The sequence below is a fragment of the Arthrobacter sp. C9C5 genome, from assembly GCF_013359735.1.
Classification (GTDB): domain Bacteria; phylum Actinomycetota; class Actinomycetes; order Actinomycetales; family Micrococcaceae; genus Arthrobacter.
In genome coordinates this window covers 21,338-40,431 of record NZ_JABFMX010000015.1, presented here as the reverse complement: position 1 = coordinate 40,431, position 19,094 = coordinate 21,338, and the positions used below count along the sequence as shown (strand labels likewise).

20 protein-coding genes are annotated in these 19,094 nt (G+C 69.3%); 5 read left to right on the top strand and 15 right to left on the bottom strand.

Translation table 11 applies throughout. The features are described 5' to 3' along the window. Positions 1-31 precede the first annotated feature (31 nt). Positions 32-553 carry a MarR family winged helix-turn-helix transcriptional regulator gene (locus HNO80_RS12810; protein ID WP_175323233.1) on the top strand — a complete coding sequence of 174 codons (522 nt, stop codon included), beginning with the start codon at positions 32-34 and terminating at the stop codon, positions 551-553. A 103-nt stretch (positions 554-656) separates the two neighbouring features. On the opposite strand, the gene HNO80_RS12805 is transcribed toward HNO80_RS12810, so the two are convergent. The 7 genes from HNO80_RS12805 to HNO80_RS17980 all read right to left on the bottom strand — a co-directional run bounded on the left by HNO80_RS12805 (position 657) and on the right by HNO80_RS17980 (position 8,841). Further along, entirely contained in the window at positions 657-1,109 is a 453-nt protein-coding gene (locus tag HNO80_RS12805) for a helix-turn-helix domain-containing protein (RefSeq protein WP_138769747.1), read from the bottom strand. A 159-nt stretch (positions 1,110-1,268) separates the two neighbouring features. Beyond that, positions 1,269-1,778 carry a CinA family protein gene (locus HNO80_RS12800; protein ID WP_175323232.1) on the bottom strand — a complete coding sequence of 170 codons (510 nt, stop codon included), beginning with the start codon at positions 1,776-1,778 and terminating at the stop codon, positions 1,269-1,271. Beyond that, entirely contained in the window at positions 1,775-2,413 is a 639-nt protein-coding gene (pgsA, locus tag HNO80_RS12795; RefSeq protein WP_175323231.1) for a CDP-diacylglycerol--glycerol-3-phosphate 3-phosphatidyltransferase, read from the bottom strand. The genes HNO80_RS12800 and pgsA overlap by 4 nt, the downstream gene beginning before the upstream one ends. Before the next feature lie 27 nt (positions 2,414-2,440). Further along, a complete protein-coding gene (locus HNO80_RS12790) occupies positions 2,441-5,389 on the bottom strand; it encodes an FtsK/SpoIIIE family DNA translocase (protein WP_175323230.1) in 2,949 nt (982 codons plus the stop codon). Positions 5,390-5,638: 249 nt separating this feature from the next. Next, on the bottom strand, positions 5,639-7,327 hold the full coding sequence (locus HNO80_RS12785; RefSeq protein ID WP_175323229.1) for a ribonuclease J: 1,689 nt from the start codon (positions 7,325-7,327) through the stop codon (positions 5,639-5,641). Between the two features lie 58 nt (positions 7,328-7,385). After that, positions 7,386-8,294, bottom strand: coding sequence for a 4-hydroxy-tetrahydrodipicolinate synthase (gene dapA / locus HNO80_RS12780; protein ID WP_175323228.1), 909 nt, complete (start codon positions 8,292-8,294; stop codon positions 7,386-7,388). A 64-nt stretch (positions 8,295-8,358) separates the two neighbouring features. After that, positions 8,359-8,841 (bottom strand): hypothetical protein, encoded by a 483-nt coding sequence (locus HNO80_RS17980; RefSeq protein ID WP_249777330.1) that lies wholly within the window; start codon positions 8,839-8,841, stop codon positions 8,359-8,361. A gap of 138 nt (positions 8,842-8,979) precedes the next feature. On the opposite strand from HNO80_RS17980, the gene HNO80_RS12770 reads away from it, so the two are divergent. Next, a complete protein-coding gene (locus tag HNO80_RS12770) occupies positions 8,980-10,215 on the top strand; it encodes a heparan-alpha-glucosaminide N-acetyltransferase domain-containing protein (RefSeq protein WP_175323227.1) in 1,236 nt (411 codons plus the stop codon). Between the two features lie 63 nt (positions 10,216-10,278). On the opposite strand, the gene HNO80_RS12765 is transcribed toward HNO80_RS12770, so the two are convergent. The 7 genes from HNO80_RS12765 to HNO80_RS12735 all read right to left on the bottom strand — a co-directional run bounded on the left by HNO80_RS12765 (position 10,279) and on the right by HNO80_RS12735 (position 15,989). After that, on the bottom strand, positions 10,279-10,767 hold the full coding sequence (locus tag HNO80_RS12765; protein ID WP_175323226.1) for a hypothetical protein: 489 nt from the start codon (positions 10,765-10,767) through the stop codon (positions 10,279-10,281). Further along, positions 10,767-11,525: a 4-hydroxy-tetrahydrodipicolinate reductase gene (dapB, locus tag HNO80_RS12760; RefSeq protein ID WP_175323225.1), complete on the bottom strand. Its 759-nt coding sequence runs from the start codon at positions 11,523-11,525 to the stop codon at positions 10,767-10,769. The genes HNO80_RS12765 and dapB overlap by 1 nt, the downstream gene beginning before the upstream one ends. Positions 11,526-11,599: 74 nt before the next feature. Further along, complete coding sequence (locus HNO80_RS12755; protein ID WP_175323224.1) at positions 11,600-12,067, bottom strand: molybdenum cofactor biosynthesis protein MoaE; 468 nt, start codon at positions 12,065-12,067, stop codon at positions 11,600-11,602. After that, complete coding sequence (locus HNO80_RS12750) at positions 12,057-12,569, bottom strand: MogA/MoaB family molybdenum cofactor biosynthesis protein (protein ID WP_175323223.1); 513 nt, start codon at positions 12,567-12,569, stop codon at positions 12,057-12,059. Before HNO80_RS12750 ends, HNO80_RS12755 begins: the two co-directional genes overlap by 11 nt. Then, entirely contained in the window at positions 12,566-13,066 is a 501-nt protein-coding gene (gene moaC, locus HNO80_RS12745) for a cyclic pyranopterin monophosphate synthase MoaC (RefSeq protein WP_175323222.1), read from the bottom strand. The genes HNO80_RS12750 and moaC overlap by 4 nt, the downstream gene beginning before the upstream one ends. Further along, positions 13,054-14,271 (bottom strand): molybdopterin molybdotransferase MoeA, encoded by a 1,218-nt coding sequence (locus HNO80_RS12740; RefSeq protein WP_175323221.1) that lies wholly within the window; start codon positions 14,269-14,271, stop codon positions 13,054-13,056. The genes moaC and HNO80_RS12740 overlap by 13 nt, the downstream gene beginning before the upstream one ends. Before the next feature lie 26 nt (positions 14,272-14,297). Then, positions 14,298-15,989 (bottom strand): molybdopterin-dependent oxidoreductase, encoded by a 1,692-nt coding sequence (locus tag HNO80_RS12735; RefSeq protein ID WP_175323220.1) that lies wholly within the window; start codon positions 15,987-15,989, stop codon positions 14,298-14,300. Positions 15,990-16,069: 80 nt separating this feature from the next. Here HNO80_RS12735 and moaA point away from each other — a divergent pair, with 80 nt between their 5' ends. Together moaA and HNO80_RS12725 are read left to right on the top strand one after the other, a co-directional pair. Continuing rightward, the gene (gene moaA / locus HNO80_RS12730) at positions 16,070-17,206 is read left to right on the top strand and encodes a GTP 3',8-cyclase MoaA (protein WP_175323219.1); all 1,137 of its coding nucleotides are present in this window, start codon (positions 16,070-16,072) and stop codon (positions 17,204-17,206) included. Between the two features lie 7 nt (positions 17,207-17,213). Next, positions 17,214-17,480 (top strand): MoaD/ThiS family protein, encoded by a 267-nt coding sequence (locus HNO80_RS12725; protein WP_175323218.1) that lies wholly within the window; start codon positions 17,214-17,216, stop codon positions 17,478-17,480. Between the two features lie 17 nt (positions 17,481-17,497). Here the strand turns inward: HNO80_RS12725 and HNO80_RS12720 are convergent, their stop codons facing one another. Then, on the bottom strand, positions 17,498-18,631 hold the full coding sequence (locus HNO80_RS12720; protein ID WP_175323217.1) for a helix-turn-helix transcriptional regulator: 1,134 nt from the start codon (positions 18,629-18,631) through the stop codon (positions 17,498-17,500). 174 nt (positions 18,632-18,805) lie between these two features. On the opposite strand from HNO80_RS12720, the gene HNO80_RS12715 reads away from it, so the two are divergent. After that, positions 18,806-19,087, top strand: a complete 282-nt coding sequence (locus HNO80_RS12715; RefSeq protein WP_175323285.1) for a hypothetical protein — start codon at positions 18,806-18,808, stop codon at positions 19,085-19,087. Positions 19,088-19,094: the final 7 nt, after the last annotated feature.

The window sequence follows — 19,094 nt, the reverse complement described above, 5'->3', positions numbered from 1 at the left end:
TCTCACGGGCGCGGACCCTAGAATGGTTGCTATGAGCAACCCAAGCGATGCCGGCCCGGATCCGGCGCCCATTTCCGGGACCGGCGAACCCTCCGCGGAGGAGGCGCTGGCCGCCGTCGAGCGCCAGTTGAGCCTGCTTTGGCGGCGTGCCCGTTCCATGTCGCAGCAGCTCTCCCGCCAAGTCCATCCCGAGATGGAGCCTGCGGCCTACGGGCTGCTGTCGGTACTCCGGACCAAGGGCCCCATCAGGCTGACCGAACTGGCCTCCTGCATCGGCGTCGGCAAGCCCTCGGTGAGCCGCCAGGTCGCCTTCCTGGAAGGCCTCGGCCTGGTATCCAAGGAAGCCGACCCGCTGGACGGCCGTGCCCAGGCCATCAGCCTGACGGCCAAGGGCGAGGAGAAGATGCACCTGGTCCAGGATGCGCGGCGCGAGGTCTTCCGCGAACGGCTGGCGGAGTGGCCGGCCGGGGAACTGGAAGCCTTCGCCGGCTACATGGCGAAGCTCAACGCCACCTACGAACGCGACGGCTTCCCGCGGGACGAAGGCCTCTAAGCCGCTCCGGAGAAGGAGCACAGGCCAGAACATAGGCTCCAGGACACGGAAAAGGTCCCCGGCACACCGCCGGGGACCTTCCTTTGGATCGAATGGGGTGGGGCTAGCGGGCCCCGGAGAGCAGGCCCGTGGCCAGCTCGTCGTTCAACTCGGTGTTGAGTTCACGGTCCAGGTCACGGCCGTAGCGCTGCGCGAATTCCTGGGGCACGGTGTCCGGTACCGCTACGCCCTCGGCCACGGCGACGCGGTCGCTGACTTCGCGGAGCATGCTGGACAACGGGACGTCGAGGGCCGAGCAGATCGAGGAGAGCAGCTCCGAGGAGGCTTCCTTCTGGCCGCGTTCCACTTCACTCAGGTAGCCCAGGGATACACGGGCACTGTGCGAGACTTCGCGGAGGGTACGGCCTTGGCGTTGGCGGACATCGCGCAGGACATCACCGATTTCGTGACGAAGTACGACCATCTTGCGCTCCTTCTGTTCGCTCTTTGCCTGATCGGCGAGGCCCACATCCTTCCAGCGGACAACGCCGTTTACGGATACGGGCTGCTTTACCATCTGTATCGCCTTGCTCCCTCGTATGTGTTGTTCGCGGTTGAGTGCGAACGTTGTGATGATTTCATCCTAGGCGCCACCCTTATTCCGGGGCGACACAATGTAACAACTATTCGGAATCAACTTTTGTTCCCGGCAACTTTACCCGCGGTAGCTTGCCGGCTACAGGGCTTCGAGCAGGCGCTCCAGGGCGGCGCCGCAGGCCAGCGCCCGGATCTCCTGGCGCCCCCCCTCGAAGCGGTACGCGAACGACGTCGCGCCCTCTGCCGTGGCGAGGCCGATGAAGACCGTTCCCACGTCCTTGCCGTCGTGCGCCTCAGGGCCTGCCACCCCGGTGGTGGCCACGGCGACGTCGGCACCGCACGCGGTGCGCGCGCCGGAGGCCATCGCCGCGGCGACCTGCCCGTCCACGGAGCCGGCGGCGTCGAGGAGTTCGCGGGACACGCCCAGGACGCTGGCCTTGACGGGGTTCGCATAGGCGACCACACCGCCCTGCAGCATGCCGGACGCACCGGGGGTGTCGGCCAGCACGGCCGCTACCATTCCGGCGGTGAGCGACTCCGCCGTGGCCACGGTCAGCCCGCGCTCAATGGCGCGGGCCACGGCCTGCTCGGCGAGTCGGTGCAGATTCGGGTGGAGCCCCGGGTGGGCGTTCGGCTGCGGATTGCTCATGGTGTCCCCTCCTGGACCTGCTGCTTTTTGGCCCGGATGCCGTTGGCGCGCAGCTTGAGGGCTTCAACGAGATATTCGGCGCCGGTCCAGACCGTGATCGCCAGGGCCGCCATCATGACCGCGAAGGCCAGGAATCCCAGCCACGGCGCAATCGAGGCCAGCGGCATCACGTACAGGAAGATCGCCGCGGTCTGCACCACGGTCTTGAGCTTGCCGCCACGGGATGCCGGGATGACGCCGTAGCGGATGACGAAGAAGCGCAGCGCCGTGACGCCCCACTCGCGGACGAGGATCAGGACCGTGACCCACCAGGGCAGTTCGCCGAGTAGGGAAAGCATCACCAGGGCCGAGCCGATCAGCAGTTTGTCCGCGATCGGGTCCGCGATCTTGCCGAAGTCGGTGATCAGCCCGCGGCTGCGCGCGATGTCGCCGTCGAGCTTGTCCGTGTAGATCGCCACCGCGAAAACGACGACGGCGGCCCAGCGCCACGCGCCGTTCTGCGCGTCCAGGCCCGGGGCATCGGCGAGGAGGAACCAGACGAAAAACGGCACCAGCGCGATCCGCAGCATCGTGAGGATGTTGGGCAGGTTCCAGATCCGCGGGGCGGACCCGGCGTTGGTTTCGGCGCTAGTCACCTTCCTAGGCTACCGTCTCGCCGCCAGCTACCGTCCGGTCAGCGACCAGGCGTCCTCGGAACCCTCGTCGTCGTCGCCGGGACCGTCGGCCCCATCGTAGTAGTCGACGCTCTGGGTGCGGTTGCCCAGGTCGGCGGCCACCAGGTCCTCCGCGTAGCCGCCCTGGGCGATGTTGGCGTTCGCGTTCTCGCTCAGCGCGGCCGTCTGCGAATCGGCGGCGACCGGGCCGTCCTGGCCCTTCATGGCGGCCAGGACCGCGGCAAGGTCGTCCGGTTTGACCAGGACGTCGCGTGCCTTGGAGCCCTCCGAGGGGCCCACCACTCCCCTGGACTCCAGCAGGTCCATCAGGCGGCCGGCCTTGGCGAAGCCGACGCGGAGCTTGCGCTGCAGCATCGACGTCGAGCCGAACTGCGTCGTGACGACGAGCTCGGTGGCTTGCAGCAGGACCTCGAGGTCGTCTCCGATGTCGTCGTCGATCTGTTTCTTCTGCGCCTCGGGGGCAACGTCGTCCCGGTAGACGGCCTTGAGCTGGCCCTTGACGTGTTCGACGACCTTGTGGATTTCGGACTCGGTCACCCAGGCGCCCTGCACACGCATCGCCTTGGAGGCGCCCATCGGCAGGAAGAGCGCGTCGCCCTGGCCGATCAGCTTCTCGGCGCCGGGCTGGTCTAGGACCACGCGGGAGTCGGTCACGGAGGAGGTGGCGAAGGCCATGCGGGACGGGACGTTGGCCTTGATCAGGCCGGTGACGACGTCGACGGAGGGCCGCTGCGTGGCGAGCACCAGGTGGATGCCGGCGGCGCGGGCCAGCTGGGTGATGCGGACGATGGAGTCTTCGACGTCGCGCGGGGCCACCATCATGAGGTCGGCGAGTTCGTCCACGATCACCAGCAGGTACGGGTACGGGCGGATGACGCGCTTGGAGCCCTCCGGCGGGTGGACTTTTCCGGCCCGGACCGCCTTGTTGAAGTCGTCGATGTGCTTGAAGCCGTAGTTGGCGAGGTCGTCGTAGCGGGCGTCCATTTCGCGGACCACCCATTGCAGCGCTTCGGCGGCCTTCTTGGGGTTGGTGATGATCGGGGTGATGAGGTGCGGGACGCCCTCGTAGGCGGTCAGCTCCACCCGCTTGGGGTCGACCATGACCATGCGGACCTCATCCGGGGTGGCGCGCATCAGGATCGAGGTGATCATCGAGTTCACGAACGAGGACTTACCGGCGCCGGTGGCACCGGCCACGAGCAGGTGCGGCATCTTTGCGAGGTTGGCGACGACGTAGCCGCCCTCGACGTCCTTGCCGACGCCCATCACCATGGGGTGGTCCGTGCGGCGCGCGTTCTGGCTGCGCAGGACATCGCCGAGCGACACGGTCTCGCGGTCCGTGTTGGGGATCTCGATGCCGATGGCGGACTTGCCCGGGATGGGGCTCAGGATGCGCACATCGGAGCTCGCGACGGCGTAGGAGATGTTCTTGGACAGGGCGGTGACGCGTTCCACCTTGGTGCCCGGGGACAGCTCGATCTCGTAGCGGGTCACGGTGGGCCCCCGGCTGAAGCCGGTGACCTGGGCGTCGACGTTGAACTGGGTGAGCGTCTCGGTCAGCGAGGCGACGATCGCGTCGTTGGCCTCGGTGCGCTCCTTGGGGATGGAGCCGGGGGTGAGCATGTCCGACGCCGGCAGCGTGTAGGTGACGTCGCCGGCGAGCGAGAGCTGTTCGGTGCGCTGCGGGATCGGGGTGGGCGGCGGCGCCGGGGCGACCGGGTTCGCGGGGACCTTGGGAGCGGCCGCGCCGGGGTTAAGGGGGGCGTTCAGGGATCCGGCGGCGACCATGCCGGGGGTGACGAGCGGGATGGCCTCGGTGGCGTTGTCCGCCGCGGCTCCGGCCGCGGTGCTGCCAAGACCCTGGGCCGCCTTGATCTTTTCGACGGCGATTTCGGCCTGCGTGGGCCGCCGGACGCCGGGCGCCACGGCCTTGGCGGCTTTGCCGCCTGCCTTCGTGCCGGCGGCGCCTGCGGTTGTTTGGTCGTCGTCGACGACGGCGTGTTCGAAGGCTTCGTCGCCGACGTAGCCTTCCAGGCGGGCGTCGCCGTCGTCGTCCTTGCCGAAGAGGCGCTTGCGCTTCTTCTTGGGTGCGGGGGCGTCATTCTCGTACAGGTAGCTGCGGTCGTGGGCGTCGTTCTCGGCTTCGTCCTGGTAGTCCTGCAGGTCGATGCCCATCAGGTGCTCGTAGGCGCCGCGCAGCCGGGACGGGATGGCGCCGAAGGGCGTGGCCGTGACGATGAGCAGCGAGGTGAAGGCCAGCAGGCTGTAGAGGGCGACCGGGACGGCGGCGTGGATGGTTGCCAGCGGGGCGGCGGCGAGGTAGCCGAGCATGCCGCCGGCGCGGCGGAGCCCGTCGAAGCCGTCGGCGACCGTCGGCTGGCCGCCGATGATGTGCGCCAGGCCGCAGCCGGCGAAGGTCATGATGAGGAAGCCGATGCCGATCCGGTTGTTGCCGCGGCCGTCGACCGGTTGGCGGAACAGCCGGAAGGCGCAGACGAAGAGCATCAGCGGCAGCAGCAGGGACATCCAGCCGAAGGTGCCGTTGACGATTCCGAAGACCAGGTCCGGGAGCCAGCCCTGGAAGCCCCACCAGGCGAAGGTGGCAATGAAGACGCCGAGCGCGAGGTTGAACAGGGCAGCGCCGTCGCGGCGGTCTGCCGGGTCGAGGCCGCTGACGTCGTGGCCAATCCGGCGGATACCGGCGCCCACCACATGGCCGACCCCCAGCCAGGCCCCGGCCACAATTCGCACCAGCCAGGGCTGCCGCGGTTCGACGGCGGGCAGCTGCCGGGTGCGCGCGGTTCCCTGCGGACGGCTGGTCTTGGACGCAGCTGCGCCTGAGCCCCGGCCTGCAGAGCTGCCGGTGTTGCTCTTTGAATTGCCGCGTGAATTGCCGCTGGAGTTGCCTCTAGGCGCGGAGGAGGTGCGTGTCGCCATACCCGCAACGGTACCCGACGCCGGGCGGAAAACCGCGGATTTCCGGGGCGGGCGGGGATCATGTTGAACCGCCCGGGCGGCTGGTTTCCCGCGCCCAACTTGCGCCCTCGGGGCTTTCTGGCAACGAAAACGGCCCTCCCCGGCTGGCGCCGCCGGGAAGGCGGTGCCGGCCGGGGAGGGCCGTTTCAGTTCAGCTCTTGGGCTCTGCTCGTTGCCGGGCTGTGCTTTTTGCCGGGCCGCGCGCGGGGCCTACGCCTCCAGGACCACCGGGATGATCATGGGCTTGCGGCGCAGCTTGCGGTTGACCCAGGTGCCGACGACGCGTCGGACAACCTGCTGGAGCTGCTGCGAGGTGTGGTCCCGGTTCTGCACGGCTTCCTCGAGTGCGGCGTTGATTTTGGGGATGATCTCGTCGAAGACCGAATCGTCCTCGGCCACGCCGCGGGCGTGGATCTCCGGCCCGGAGACCACCTTGCCGGTGGCCCGGTGGATGACCGTGATGATCGAGATGAAGCCCTCATCCCCCAGGGTCTGGCGGTCCTTGAGGTCCGCTTCGGTGACTTCGCCGACGCTGGAGCCGTCAACGTAGACAAAGCCGACCTCGACCTGGCCCACGACGTCGGCCTGGTGGTCGCGGAGGTCGATGACGGTGCCGTTGTCCGCCAGCAGGATGCTCTCCTCCGGGACGCCCGACTCGAGGGCAATCTTGCCGTTGGCGATCAGGTGGCGCGTCTCGCCGTGCACCGGCATCGCGTTGAGCGGCTCAAGGATGTTGTAGCAGTAAAGGAGCTCACCCGCGGCCGCGTGGCCGGAGACGTGTACCTTGGCGTTGCCCTTGTGGATGACGTCCGCGCCGAGCTTGAGCAGGCCGTTGATGATGCGGAAGACGGCGTTTTCATTGCCCGGGATGAGGCTGGAGGCGAGGATCACGGTGTCGCCCTGGCCGACGACCACGCGGTGGTCGCCGTTCGCCATGCGGGACAGCGCCGCCATCGGTTCGCCCTGGGAGCCGGTGGACATCAGGACCACGCGGTTGTCCGGCAGGTTGTCGATGTTCTTGATGTCGACGAGGATGCCCGCCGGCACTTCGAGGTAGCCGAGCTTGGCGGCGATGGCCATGTTGCGGACCATGGAGCGGCCGACGAAGGCCACCTTGCGGTTGTGGTTCGCTGCGGCGTCGAGGACCTGCTGGACGCGGTGCACGTGCGAGGAGAACGAGGCCACAATGATGCGCTTGGACGCCTGGCCGAAGAGCCGGTCCAGGGTGGGGCCGATTTCCTTTTCCGCGGTGGTGAAGCCGGGGACGTCCGCGTTCGTGGAGTCGGACATGAACAGATCCACGCCTTCTTCACCGAGCTTGGCGAAGTGCCGCAGGTCGGTGATCCGGCCGTCGAGGGGAAGCTGGTCCATCTTGAAGTCGCCGGTGTGCAGCACGGTGCCGCCGGAAGTGCGCAGGAAGACGGCGAGGGCGTCCGGGATCGAGTGGTTGACGGCCACGAATTCGCATTCGAAGGGGCCGAGCTTCTGGACCTGGCCCTCACTCACGATCTGCGTGTTCGGCTTGATCCGGTGTTCCTGGAGCTTCGCCTCGATCAGGGCCAGCGTCAGCTGGGAGCCGACGATGGGGATGTCGTTGCGCAGGCGCAGCAGGTACGGGACGGCACCGATGTGGTCCTCGTGGCCGTGCGTGAGGATGACGGCGACGATGTCGTCCATGCGGTTCTCGATGTAGGAGAAATCGGGCAGGATCAGGTCGACGCCGGGCTGGGTCTCTTCCGGGAAGAGGACGCCGCAGTCAACGATGAGCAGCTTGCCGTCGATTTCGAAGACAGTCATGTTGCGGCCAATCTCCCCGAGGCCGCCGAGCGGAACGATCCGCAGGGTGTTCTTGGGCAGTTTCGGCGGCGTGACAAGGCCGGGAAGGGCGGTTTGGGTCATAGTGCACTACTTTCCAGGCGGAACAGGAGAGGTCTTCTTTCGATCAGGCAGGGCCGGATCAGGAGAAGACGAGTCCTGCCTCCGCCAAGTCCTCGCGGATCGTTTCGATCTCGGCTTCGCCCGGCTCCACGAGGGGCAAACGGACAACCGAGTTGGGCAGGACTCCCTGCCACTTAAGAACTTGCTTCGCAGCAACAGCACCCTGGATATGGGTCATCACTGCACGGACCACTGGGTCCAGTTCGAAATGTATGGTGCGGGCGGTGGCAAAATCGCCTGCAAGTGCGGCATCGATCATCGCACGGTACTGCTTGGTGGCCACGTGCGCGGAGACGCTGACCAGCCCGACGGCGCCGGCCGCCATCCACGGCAGGGTCAGCCCGTCGTCTCCGGAGTAGACATCCAATTCGGTGTTCGCCATGACGCGGGTGACCGCGGCGAAGTCGGCCTTGGCGTCCTTGAGGGCGATGACGCGGGGGTGTTCCGCGAGCCGGATCATGGTTTCGGGCAGGATCGGGACACCGGCACGGCCCGGGATGTCATAGACCATGACGGGCAGGTCCGCGGCGTCGGCAACGGCCTCGATGTGGGCCTGGATTCCGGCCTGGCTCGGCTTGTTGTAATACGGGGTGACGATCAGCTGGCCGTGCGCGCCGGCCTTGGCGGCCCGCTTGGCCATCTCGATCGAGTGCGAGGTGTGGTTGGTGCCGGTGCCGGCAATGACCTTGGCCCGGTCCCCCACGGCCTCGACGATGACGCGGAACAGCTTTTCTTTTTCGTCGTCTTCCAGCGTGGAGGTTTCGCCCGTGGTGCCGGAGATTACGAGGGCGTCGTTGCCGTCGTCGACGAGCTTGTTGGCCAGCTCTGCGGACTGCTGATAGTCGACCTCACCGTCGTTGGTGAACGGAGTGACCATGGCGGTCACAAGGGTTCCAAACGTGTAAGAGCGAATGTCAGAGTCAGCCATAGGAAAAACGTTACCTTGTCCGTGGCTTGTTAGGACAATGGCGACAGAGTGATGCGCGTCAAATTCAGCCCTCCCGTGCCGCGTCTGCCGGGGCTTCGGGACGCCCCGGGGGAACGGCGCAGTAGCGGCTCACGGCCTCCTCGCGCAGCGCCTCAGCCCAGGCCGAGAGCCGCTGCGCGGCACGCACATAGTGAAACAGCTCCGTGGGGGTGAGCGCCTCGAGGTCGGTCTCGGCGAGCCGGCGGGCCAGCTCGGCGCCGGGCGCCTCGGCGGACAGGGCCGTCCCCTCACGATGCCACTGGACGTCCTCGGCCGCCTCCCCCGCGACTAGGCGCCGGAAGAGGAAATCCACGACACCCGGACTCATGGCCTTGAGGACGCCGGTGGTATTGACGGTGGTATTGACGGCGCCAGTTGCCTTGAGGGGGCCGGCTGCCTGGTGGAGACCGGCTTTCTGGTGGAGACCGGCTGCCTGATGGAAACCGGCTTTCTGGTGGAGACCGGCTGCCTGATGGAAACCGGGGGCCGGCTCTGATGCATTGTTCATACTGGCCATATTATTCGAACATATATTCGAATACAAGGATTGTGTTGCCGCTGTACCAGACGGCCGCACCGGCCGGCACAGCCCTGGCAATGGGACGGCCAACGGGCCGGGGTCGGCCGGACGTGAGACGATCAGAAGATGACCTCGCGCGGCATGGCTACGACTACAAGGACTGCCAGGACCAAGGCGGCGGCGCCCCGGCTTGCCGGCGTCGACGCGGCCCGGGGGCTGGCGCTGCTGGGCATGATGGCGACCCACGTGCTCCCCACCTTCGAAGCCGATGCGCAGCTCACCCCCACCTGGGTCGGCCTGGCGTTCTCCGGCCGCGCGGCCGCACTCTTTGCCGTGCTCGCGGGGATAGGCCTAGCGCTGTCCACCGGAAAGGAGCGCCCGCTGGAGGGCTCGGAGTTATGGGCGGCCCGCCGCGGCGTCGCGCTCCGGGCCCTCGTCGTGGGCGCCGTCGGGCTTTCCCTCGGCGGCCTGGAAGTCAACATCGCGGTCATCCTGGTCAACTACGCCCTGCTGTTTCTCTGTGTGCTGCCGTTCCTCGGCCTCCGCGCGAAACGCCTCTGGGCCCTGGCGGCGGCCTGGCTGCTGGCTACCCCGGTCCTGGCCTATCTCCTGCGCCCGTGGCTGTTGGCCGCCGAACCGCCCCTCCGGCTCGGCCACAACCCTGGCTGGGAGGATCTGGCCACTCCGGCGCGGCTGCTCGGCGACTTGTTCCTGACCGGGTACTACCCGGTGCTGCAATGGCTCGCCTACCTGCTCATCGGACTGGCGATCGGCCGACTGGCGCTGGCTAAGGCGGCCGTTCCCTGGCTGCTGCTGGCCGCCGGGACCGTCGCCGCGGTTATCGCCAAGTGGCTGAGCGTGGTGCTGATGGAGGACTGGGGCGGCCGGGCGGCGCTGCAGGAGCAGGTGGGCGATCCGGCCTATCCCCTGGCAAGCCTGCTGCAGGTGAACCTCGCGGGCATCGACCAGTCCGGTTCTGTCTGGTGGCTGGCCTCGAGCGCCCCGCATTCGGGCACCACGCTGGACCTGCTGCACACCGCCGGCGTCGCCGCCGCGGTGGTGGGTTTCTGCCTGCTGCTGGGACGGCTCGCCGATTGGGTGCAGTTGGACCTGCTGCTCCCGCTCCGCGGCGCCGGCGCCCTGACCCTGAGCCTGTATACGGCGCATGTGTGCCTGATGGCGTCGCTGCACGGACACCCGCTTCCCGCCGGCTGGAGCACGGAAGGCGTTTACTGGGCCCAGGCGGTCGCCGCGCTGGTCATTGGCGGCGTTTTCGCGGCACAGGCCTGGCGCGGACCGCTGGAATGGGTGGGCCACGGCGCGAACCAGCTGGGCCGCGGCCGCTGGGCACGGACACGCTAGGCGCAGGAAACGGCTAACCGCCGTCGTTCGCCGGCCAATGGCGAACCGCCAGGGGGCGCCTGGCTAAGCGCCGGTGTCCGGTGACCCGGCGCGGAAGAGGCGGACAGCGTCGCGCATCGAGGCACGGGCGCGCTTGCGGTCCCCGGCGGCGTCGTAGGCGCAGCTGAGCCGGAACCAAGAGCGCCAGTCCCCGGGGGCGGCCTCGGCTTCCGCCCGGTATTTCTCGAACTCCAGATCCGCGGCCTCGCGGATGATTCGGCCGGCGGGGGTGCGCGGCAGGGTGTCCTCCGGCAGGCCGCCCTCGGCTTCCAGGATCTTGGCCAGCCGCTCGGTCCGGGCCCCGAACAAGAGCTCCCTGACCAGCGCCCAAGCCCCGACGATCGGGAGCAGCAGGTAGGCCAGACCGAGGGCTTTCGCCACCAGGTTTGAATCGGAAAGCAGCAGCACCGAACGCTGCAGGGACACCACCAGGTAGAACACCAGCAGGAGCGTCACCGCGCCCACCCAGATCTTGGTGCGGTTGGCCTTGAAGGCCGCGAGGAGGTTGACCATCAGAGGCCCAGATCCAGGTAGCCGTCCAGGCCTACCGTGAGCCCCGGGTGCGCCGCGACGTTGCGCACGCCCAGCAGCACGCCGGGCATGAAGGAGGCGCGGTCGAAGGAGTCGTGGCGGAAGGTCAGCTGCTCCCCCGGGCCGCCCAGCAGGACCTCCTGGTGCGCCACGAGGCCGCGCAACCGGACGCTGTGGACGCGGACACCGTCGACCTCGCAGCCGCGCGCGCCAGGGCGTTCGCTGGTGGTGGCGTCCGGGCTGGCCGCGACGCCGGCGCTGGCGCGCTCGGCGGCAATCAGCTGGGCGGTGCGAACGGCGGTGCCGGAGGGGGCGTCCACCTTCTCCGGGTGGTGCAGCTCAACGATTTCGACCGATTCGAAATAGCGGGACGCCTTCGCGGCGAAGGCGGACGCCAGGACCGAGCCGAGGGCGAAGTTCGGGGCGATGAGGACGCCGGTGCCGGGCTGGCCCGCGAGGTGCGCTTCGAGCCGGGCCAGCCGTTCCGCGTCCCAGCCGGTGGTGCCGACGACGGCGTGCATGCCGTGTTCGACGGCGAAGCGGACGTTCGCTTCGGTGCTCTCGGGCACGGTCAGGTCGATCACGATGCGGGCGCCGGAGTCCACCAGGGTGTCGAGGGAGTCGCCGCGGCCCAGGGCTGCGACAAGCTTCAGGTCTTCGGCGGTTTCCACGGCTTTGACGGCCTCGGCGCCCATGCGCCCGTTGGCGCCCAGGACGGCGACGGCGAGTTGTTCGATCATGGCTTCAACCCTACCGCCGGGGCGGTTCCCGGCTGGAACCGGGGCCCGTACGTTACCACCCCGCGCCGCGGCTCCTACCCGCCCGCGCCCACCCACTCCACGGTGCCGTCGGCGAAGAATTGTTCCTTCCAGATCGGAACCTGCTCCTTGATCCGGTCCACGAGTTCGGCGCAGACCGCGAAGGCTTGTCCGCGGTGCGCCGCAGAGACGGCGCAGACCAGGGCGGGATCACCGATCTCCAGCGAGCCGGTCCGGTGCGCGACCCAGATCCGGACCGGCTGGCCCGGCTGGCCCGCCCCGGCCGCCGACTGCTCGGCGACGAGTTGCGCGACGACGTCGGCCAGCACCTGGTGTGCCGTGGGATGCGCACTGTAGCTGAGCCGTTGTACCGGTTTGCCGCCGTCGTGGTTGCGGACGACGCCGCTGAAGCTCACCACGGCGCCGGCCGTGTCCGATTCGACCGCCGCGATGGCCTGGTCCACCGAGATGGGCTCGGCGCTGAGGACGGCGTGCACGATTTCAAAGCCGGATTCAGTGTCCATGGCTGCCTTCCAGCTGGTCGCAGAGGTGTCCGATGATCGGGTCCAGCACGCCCAGGCCGTCCATGACGCCCTTCGGGGATCCGGGGAGGTTGACGATGAAGGTGCTGCCGGCGGCGCCGGCGTGGCCGCGGCTCAGCATGGCGGTCGGGGTCTTGGCGGTGCCCGCGCTCCGCAGGCCTTCCATGATGCCGGGGATCTCCCGGTCCAACAGCGGCAGCGTCTGTTCCGGGGTGGCGTCGGTAGGGCTGAGGCCGGTGCCCCCGCTGGTGATGATGACGGCGGGGTGCTGGGTCAGCAGCGCACGCAGGGCGGCACCGACGGGCTCGCCGTCGGGAACTACCAGCGCGGGAAACGGCTCGAAGCCGTGTTCGGTCAGCCAGTCGACGATGACGGGGCCGGTGAGGTCTTCATAGACCCCGGCCGCGGCGCGGGTGGAGGCGATCACGATGCCGGCCTTCCGGCCGGTGGCCTCGCCGTGGCGGTGCGGTTCGGTGCTGCTCACAGTGTCCAGTCCCCACTCTTGCCGCCGCTTTTGGCCAGCACCTTGATGTCCGTCAGGACCGCATGCTTGTCCACGGCCTTGATCATGTCGTACACGCTCAGGGCCGCCACGGAGACCGCGGTGAGGGCTTCCATCTCCACCCCGGTCACGCCGCGGGTCTTGACCGTGGCGAACACGGTGACGGACTCGGCGTCGAGCTCGAAATCGACGGTCACCTTGGTGATCGGCAGCGGGTGGCAGAGCGGAATCAGGTCCGGGGTCTTCTTGGCAGCCAGGATTCCGGCCACCCGCGCGACGGCCAGCGCATCTCCCTTGGGCAGTTCGCCGGCACCGAGCAGGGCCAGGACCTCGGCGGTGCTGTTGACCGTGGCGGTGGCGGTGGCCTCCCGCGTGGTCTCGGCCTTGTTGGACACGTCGACCATCTGCGCGGTGCCGTCCTGCCGGAGATGGGTCAGCACGGGCTTGTCTGGGGTATCTGCTTCGTTCACAGCATCCATACTTCCACCTCGTCGCCCTCGGCGAGCGCCGCGGTTCCCACCGGAAGCTGCACGAGGGCATTGGAGTGCGCCAGTGCGTGCACCAGATGGGATCCCGCGCCGCCTTCCAAGCGGACGGTGCCGTCCGCGCCGAGGGTGCCGCGCCGGACCTGGTGCTTGGCTTCGGGGGAAGTCAGTGCTTCGGCCAGCCGGGCCCGGACCACGGTCCGCGGCGCCGGCGAGCCGAACAGTTCGGCCAGCACGGGCCGCAGGAACATTTCGAAGGAGACGAGGCAGCTGACCGGGTTCCCCGGGAAGCCGAGGACGGGGACGCCGTCGAAGGTGCCGATGCCCTGCGGGCCGCCCGGCTGCATTGCCACGCCGCCGAACTCGACGTCGTGGCCCGCCAGCGCCTGCCGGACCACCTCGTACGCGCCCTTGCTGACTCCCCCGGTGGTGACTATCAGATCCACCTCAGCCGCGTGCCGGCGCAGCAGGGATGCCAGCTCCTCGGGGTTGTCGGCGGAGATGCCGGTGCGGGTGACGTGGAGGCCGGCCTGGCGGAGGGCGGATTCGAGCAGGGTGCCGTTCGCGTCGTAGATCTTGCCGGGCTGCAGCGGGCTGCCCGGTTCCACCACCTCGTCGCCGGTCGTCACCAGCAGGACCCTCGGCACGGCGTGCACCGGCACCTGGCTCAGGCCCAGGGCGGCCAGCAGCCCCAGCTGCCCGGGGCCCAGGAAGGTTCCGGCGGCCAAGGCTGGCTGGCCGGCGGCAATGTCGCTGCCGGCGTCGCGGACGAAGGTGCCCGCCGGGGTCGCGGGCAGGCGGACGGTGGCGGTTTCCCCGGGGGCGGGGAAGGAATCCGGAACGGCCTGCTCAATGGGGACGACGGCGTCGGCCCCGGCCGGGATCATGGCTCCGGTCATGATGGGCGCGGCTGTGCCGGGGGCCAGTTCGGCGGGCTGTGCGCCGGCCGGGACGGGAGCCGCGACGCGCAGTTCGGCGCCGCCGTCGGGCACGTCGGCGCTGCGGATGGCAAAGCCGTCCATCTGCGAGTTGGCAAACGGCGGGAGGTCCAGCGGGGCCGTGATGTCGGCGGCCAGTCCCCGGCCCAGCGCGTCCCGGAGCGGCACGGTGTCCACGCGGGCGGCAAGGGGTGCCAGCAGCGCGCGGACCTTGTCCCGGTGCGCTTCCACGGTTACGGGCCTGTTCGCGGTGCGGTGCATACGTTGTTGACCTTTGGCTCGGCTGGCTAGGACTTCACGTCCACTGTAACTGTGTGGTAGCCGGTGGCCCCGCTGGGCGCCACCGGGGCGCGCTCCTCCACCTGCGGGACGCCGGCGAGGTCGGTGGCCCGGACCTGGACCTCGTACTGTCCCGGGCCCAGCGGCACTGAGAGCTTCCACTGGCGCCAGGTGTCTGTGGAGATCGCGGGTGCCAATTCGGCTTGCTCCCACTCGCCGCGGTTCACGCGCACTTCCACCTTGCCGATGCCGCGGTGCTGGGCCCAGGCCACGCCGCCGAAGTCCACCGTCCCCGCGTTCACGCTCCGGCCGGCCCGCGGCACGTCGATCCGCGACGACGTCTTGATCGGTCCGCGCTCGCTCCAGCCCCGCGGCGTCCAGTAGGCGACGTCGTCCGCGAACCGGGTGACTTTCAGTTCGGTGACCCACTTGGTCGCCGAGACGTAGCCGTAGAGCCCCGGCACGACGAGCCGGACCGGGAAGCCGTGCTCGAGCGGCAGCGGCTCCCCGTTCATCCCCACCGCCAGCAGCGCGTCCCGGGTGTCCGTGAGCACCTCCAGCGGCGTGCCCGCGGTCCAGCCGTCGGCGCTGCGGGAGAGCACCATGTCCGCTCCCGGTTTCGGGCCGGCCTGCGCCAGCAGTTCCCGGACCGGCCAGCCGAGCCAGCGCGCGTTGCCGATCAGCTCGCCGCCCACCTCGTTGGAGACGCAGGCGATGGTGATGTACCGCTCGGTCAGGGGCTTGGCCAGCAGGGCGTCAAAGTCCAGTTCGACCTCGTGGTCCACCAGCCCGGTGACTTTGAGCTTCCATTGGTGCGGATCCACGAGCGGAACGCGCAGGGCGGTGTCGATCCGGTAGAAGTCCTTGTTCGGGGTGATCAGGGGGTCCAGTCCAGCGAGCCCAAGCTCGGCTCCTGCGGGTATCGGCTGCGCCCGGGACGCCGGGCCGGGCAGGACCAGCTTGCCGCGCAGCTCCACGACGGCCGCCGCCGCGCCGCGCAGGGTGGATGCAAGCACCCCGCCCACGCCCGCGATGGCCGCCGTAACCGCCAGGGACTGCAGGAAGCGGCGGCGGGCGGGGCGGGCGGGTGGTTGGCCCATGGGGCCCTTGGCCGGTTCGCCCGCTGCGGGGGTTGCCTCTGCGGAGGCTGCCGGGGCCGGTGCTGCGGGGTCGGCGTCGGCGTCGGCGTCGGCGTCGGCGTCGGCGTCGGACCAGTCTTTAAGCCGGCGGATCAGCCAGCGCAGCAGCACCATGCCCAGCACGGCGGCCAGCAGCGGCTCGGGAACGGCGTTGGCGCTCCCCTCGGCCCGGGTCAGCACGGCCGCGACGCCCACCAGGCCGAAGATGGCGATCACGGCCAGCCCGGCGAAGCGGCGGCGCCATTCCAGCACCCCGCCCAGTGCGGCCAGGGCCGCAATCACCAGTCCCATTCCGCCGAGCAGGGCCAGTTTGTCGGCCGTGCCGAAGAGCGAGATGGCCCAGTCCTTGACGCCCGGCGGGACGGCGTCGATCACCGCTCCCCCGACGGCCGTCACCGGCGAAACCGAGGGGCTCAGCAGCCCGGCCGCCAGTTCCCCCAGGACGACGCCGGCCCCGACGGCGGCCACCCCGGCAGCGGCGGCCCACCACGGGGTGCGCCGCGGGGCGGGCTGCGGCGTTCCGCTGGGGGCCGAAGATGGAACGGCCCGGGACGTGTTCACGCTTCCAGCATAAGTTCGCAGGCGCCAGTTCGTTGGCTCCGGGGCGTGATGCCTGGCCCGCAGTGGCGTAGCCTGACCTTATGAGTGTTCAGCTTGGCATGCCCCAGCCCCGCGCGGAAAGCGGCCCCGGCGCGGACGTACCGGCGCCGCAGCCGGCCGGGCGCCCGGCCGGAATGCCTGCCGGGCTGGTGGACCGATACGGCCGCCGCGCCACCGACATGCGGCTCTCGCTGACGGATAAATGCAACCTCCGCTGCAGCTACTGCATGCCGGCCGAAGGCCTCGAATGGCTGTCCAAGCAGGCCGTCATGACGGCGGAGGAAATCGTGCGGATCGTGCGGATCGGCGTCGAACAGCTGGGTGTCCGCGAACTCCGGCTCACCGGCGGCGAACCGCTGGTCAGGGCGGACCTGCTGGACATTATTTCCGCCCTTCGCCAGGCGCACCCGGACCTGCCGATCTCGATGACCACCAACGCGGTCGGGCTGGACAAGAAAGCGGCCGGGCTGAAGGCAGCCGGGCTGACCCGGATCAATGTCTCCCTGGACTCGCTGCACGAGGAAACCTTCACCAAGCTGACCCGGCGGCCGTTCCTGGGCCGCGTCCTCGCCGGTGTCGACGCCGCCTGGGCCGCCGGCCTGGGACCCGTGAAGCTCAACGCCGTGTTGATGCGCGGCATCAACGACGCCGAGTCCCCCTCGCTGCTCGCCTGGGCCCTGGACCGCGGCTACGAACTGCGCTTCATCGAACAGATGCCGCTCGACGCCGACCACGGCTGGACCCGCCGGAACATGATTACCGCAGCGGAGATCCGGGACCTGCTCTCCGTCGACTACGTGCTCAGCGCCGATCCGCGGGAGCGCGACGGCGCCCCGGCCGAGCGTTTCGAGGTCCGCGCCCGCGTGCCGGGCACGGACCAGGCCACGGGCCCCGTGCTGGGCACCGTGGGGATCATCGCCTCGGTCACCGAACCGTTCTGCGCGGACTGCCGCCGGACCCGGATCACCGCGGAGGGGAAGATCATGAGCTGCCTCTTCTCCCGCGAGGAAACCGACCTGCTGGGGCTGCTGCGCGGGGGCGCCAGCGACGAACAACTCGCCGAACGCTGGCAGGACGCCATGTGGCTCAAGCCCAAGGCCCACGGCATGGACCACGTCGGACTGGACGCCCCGGACTTCGTCCAGCCGGACCGCAGCATGAGCGCCATCGGAGGCTGAACCACCCGTGAACGTACGTTACTTCGCTGCCGCGCGCGCTGCCGCCGGCGTGGACGAGGAAAAGTTCGAGCTGCCCGACGGCGCCACGCTGGCCACCCTGGTGGAGGCGGTCCTCGCCGTCGAACGCCCTGAGCCGCCGGCGGGCACGCCGCCGCTGGTCCGCATCCTGTCCCGGTCCAGCTTCCTGCTCAATGAGGTGGCCGTCCGTAATACTGCCGCGGTCCTGGGCCCCGACGACGTCGTCGACGTGCTGCCGCCCTTCGCCGGCGGCTAGGCTCCGTCAACTGGTCCTCACCGCCCGTCTGATGCCGAGGCGGCGGTCGGCGACACAGCCGCGGCTCCGAGAGCCAGGCCCAGCAGCGCACCCCGGCTCCGGACACCGCAGGCCACGAAGACAGCCTTGAACAGGTCCTGCACGGTGTAGGGGCGGATCTGCAGGGCAGCTGCCAGCTCAGACGTGCTGAGGCCGCCGGCGGCGAGCCCCAGCAGCCGGTGCTGTTGCGGAGTCAGCGCAAAGCAGCGGGCAAACGCTTCCAGCCGGTCCGCTGCCGGGCACTCCTGAATAGTCACCGCGAGCGGAGGCGCTCCCCCTTTCCCGGGGTCCATCCGGGCGGAGCGCAAAAGAGCCCAGGCGCCGTGCCCCACCGGAACGCGGGACATGGCTTGGTGGGCGTCCACCCCGGCTTCCCTCGCCAGAAGTTGGGCGGCGACATTCAAGACTTCCGCGGGGATGCCCTCATACGGCCGGGGCCCGCGCTGCAGCAGCCCCAGCCAGTCGCCGGCCGTTGCCGTCTGGCCCCTCACGGCCAGCCGCTCGTCGAGGACCAGCACGGCCTGGGGCGGCAAGGACTTCCCAACAGCCGTCCGGGCCCCGGCACCACCTCCAACGTCCCGCTGCCACTGTGCCGCCCGGCTCCGCCGCAGGCCTGCTGCCAACAGCGGTGCCGCCGTGGCGAGGAAATCGGTCTCGGGCTCGGAGAACGTGCCCTCGTCCCCGCCACGCCACAAGTCGAGCCAGCCCCAGCACCCATGTTTATCGGCGAAAACCACGGACAGCACGTCCGTCACCCCGTAGCGGATCAACAGCCCGTTCCAGAGTCGGCTGCGCGCCGGCCGCCCGCCAGTGGCCATCAGCAGGGTCGTCGCCGGCCGTCGCTGGCCCATCAGGGAGGTCCATCGGGCGTCCGCCGTCAGGTACTTAAGCCGGATCAGCTCAGGCAGCTCGTCCGGACAGGGAATCCTGGCCATCGGCGAGATCCCGGTGGCCGATTCCGGATCTGTCAACGGCCAGGCAAAGGCGCTGAACGGCACCACTTTTCCGAGTTCCGCAAGCACTTCCCGGCGCAGCTCCCGGTCATCCAGCACGTCGCGGCAGAGGTAGCCGATTCGTTCCAGACTCCGGCTCAGCGCCCAACTGGTGGCCATGGAATCAGTATGCCCCTCGGGCTTTGCCTTCTGAATCGGCCGGCTAAAGGTGCGGGCCGGACGCGGGACCGAAACCCGGCACCCCCACCAGAAATCTGGGATACCGCGCGCCGCCCCGCCGCGCCTACCGTTGAACATCCCGCAGCCAGAGAAGAGACATAAGGAGGGCTCGTGATGTTCACCCTGCAGATTGAGCACAAGATCAAGGACTACGAGCTGTGGAAGGAAGCGTTCGACCGTGACCCGGTCAACCGCGCGGCGTCGGGAGTCACCGCACCCCGCATCAGCCGTCCGGTGGATGACCCGAACTATGTGGTAGTCGAGCTCGATTTCGAGCAACGTGCCCAGGCCGAAGCCCTACTGGCGAAGCTTCAGGCAACCGTCTGGAATTCGCCCGCCGCGGCCCCTGCCCTGCAGGGAGCCCCAGCGACCCGGATTATCGAGTCCGCGCCCTGATCCGCCG

Bases quoted from the DNA above. Each gene is read 5' to 3' on its own strand.
- HNO80_RS12810 (WP_175323233.1), top strand. From the start codon at position 32: ATGAGCAACCCAAGCGATGCCGGCCCGGATCCGGCGCCCATTTCCGGG.
- HNO80_RS12805 (WP_138769747.1), bottom strand. From the start codon at position 1,109: ATGGTAAAGCAGCCCGTATCCGTAAACGGCGTTGTCCGCTGGAAGGAT.
- HNO80_RS12800 (WP_175323232.1), bottom strand. From the start codon at position 1,778: ATGAGCAATCCGCAGCCGAACGCCCACCCGGGGCTCCACCCGAATCTG.
- HNO80_RS12790 (WP_175323230.1), bottom strand. From the start codon at position 5,389: ATGGCGACACGCACCTCCTCCGCGCCTAGAGGCAACTCCAGCGGCAAT.
- HNO80_RS12785 (WP_175323229.1), bottom strand. From the start codon at position 7,327: ATGACCCAAACCGCCCTTCCCGGCCTTGTCACGCCGCCGAAACTGCCC.
- dapA (WP_175323228.1), bottom strand. From the start codon at position 8,294: ATGGCTGACTCTGACATTCGCTCTTACACGTTTGGAACCCTTGTGACC.
- HNO80_RS17980 (WP_249777330.1), bottom strand. From the start codon at position 8,841: ATGAACAATGCATCAGAGCCGGCCCCCGGTTTCCATCAGGCAGCCGGT.
- HNO80_RS12770 (WP_175323227.1), top strand. From the start codon at position 8,980: ATGACCTCGCGCGGCATGGCTACGACTACAAGGACTGCCAGGACCAAG.
- HNO80_RS12765 (WP_175323226.1), bottom strand. From the start codon at position 10,767: ATGGTCAACCTCCTCGCGGCCTTCAAGGCCAACCGCACCAAGATCTGG.
- dapB (WP_175323225.1), bottom strand. From the start codon at position 11,525: ATGATCGAACAACTCGCCGTCGCCGTCCTGGGCGCCAACGGGCGCATG.
- HNO80_RS12755 (WP_175323224.1), bottom strand. From the start codon at position 12,067: ATGGACACTGAATCCGGCTTTGAAATCGTGCACGCCGTCCTCAGCGCC.
- moaC (WP_175323222.1), bottom strand. From the start codon at position 13,066: ATGGATGCTGTGAACGAAGCAGATACCCCAGACAAGCCCGTGCTGACC.
- HNO80_RS12740 (WP_175323221.1), bottom strand. From the start codon at position 14,271: ATGCACCGCACCGCGAACAGGCCCGTAACCGTGGAAGCGCACCGGGAC.
- moaA (WP_175323219.1), top strand. From the start codon at position 16,070: ATGAGTGTTCAGCTTGGCATGCCCCAGCCCCGCGCGGAAAGCGGCCCC.
- HNO80_RS12720 (WP_175323217.1), bottom strand. From the start codon at position 18,631: ATGGCCACCAGTTGGGCGCTGAGCCGGAGTCTGGAACGAATCGGCTAC.
- HNO80_RS12715 (WP_175323285.1), top strand. From the start codon at position 18,806: ATGTTCACCCTGCAGATTGAGCACAAGATCAAGGACTACGAGCTGTGG.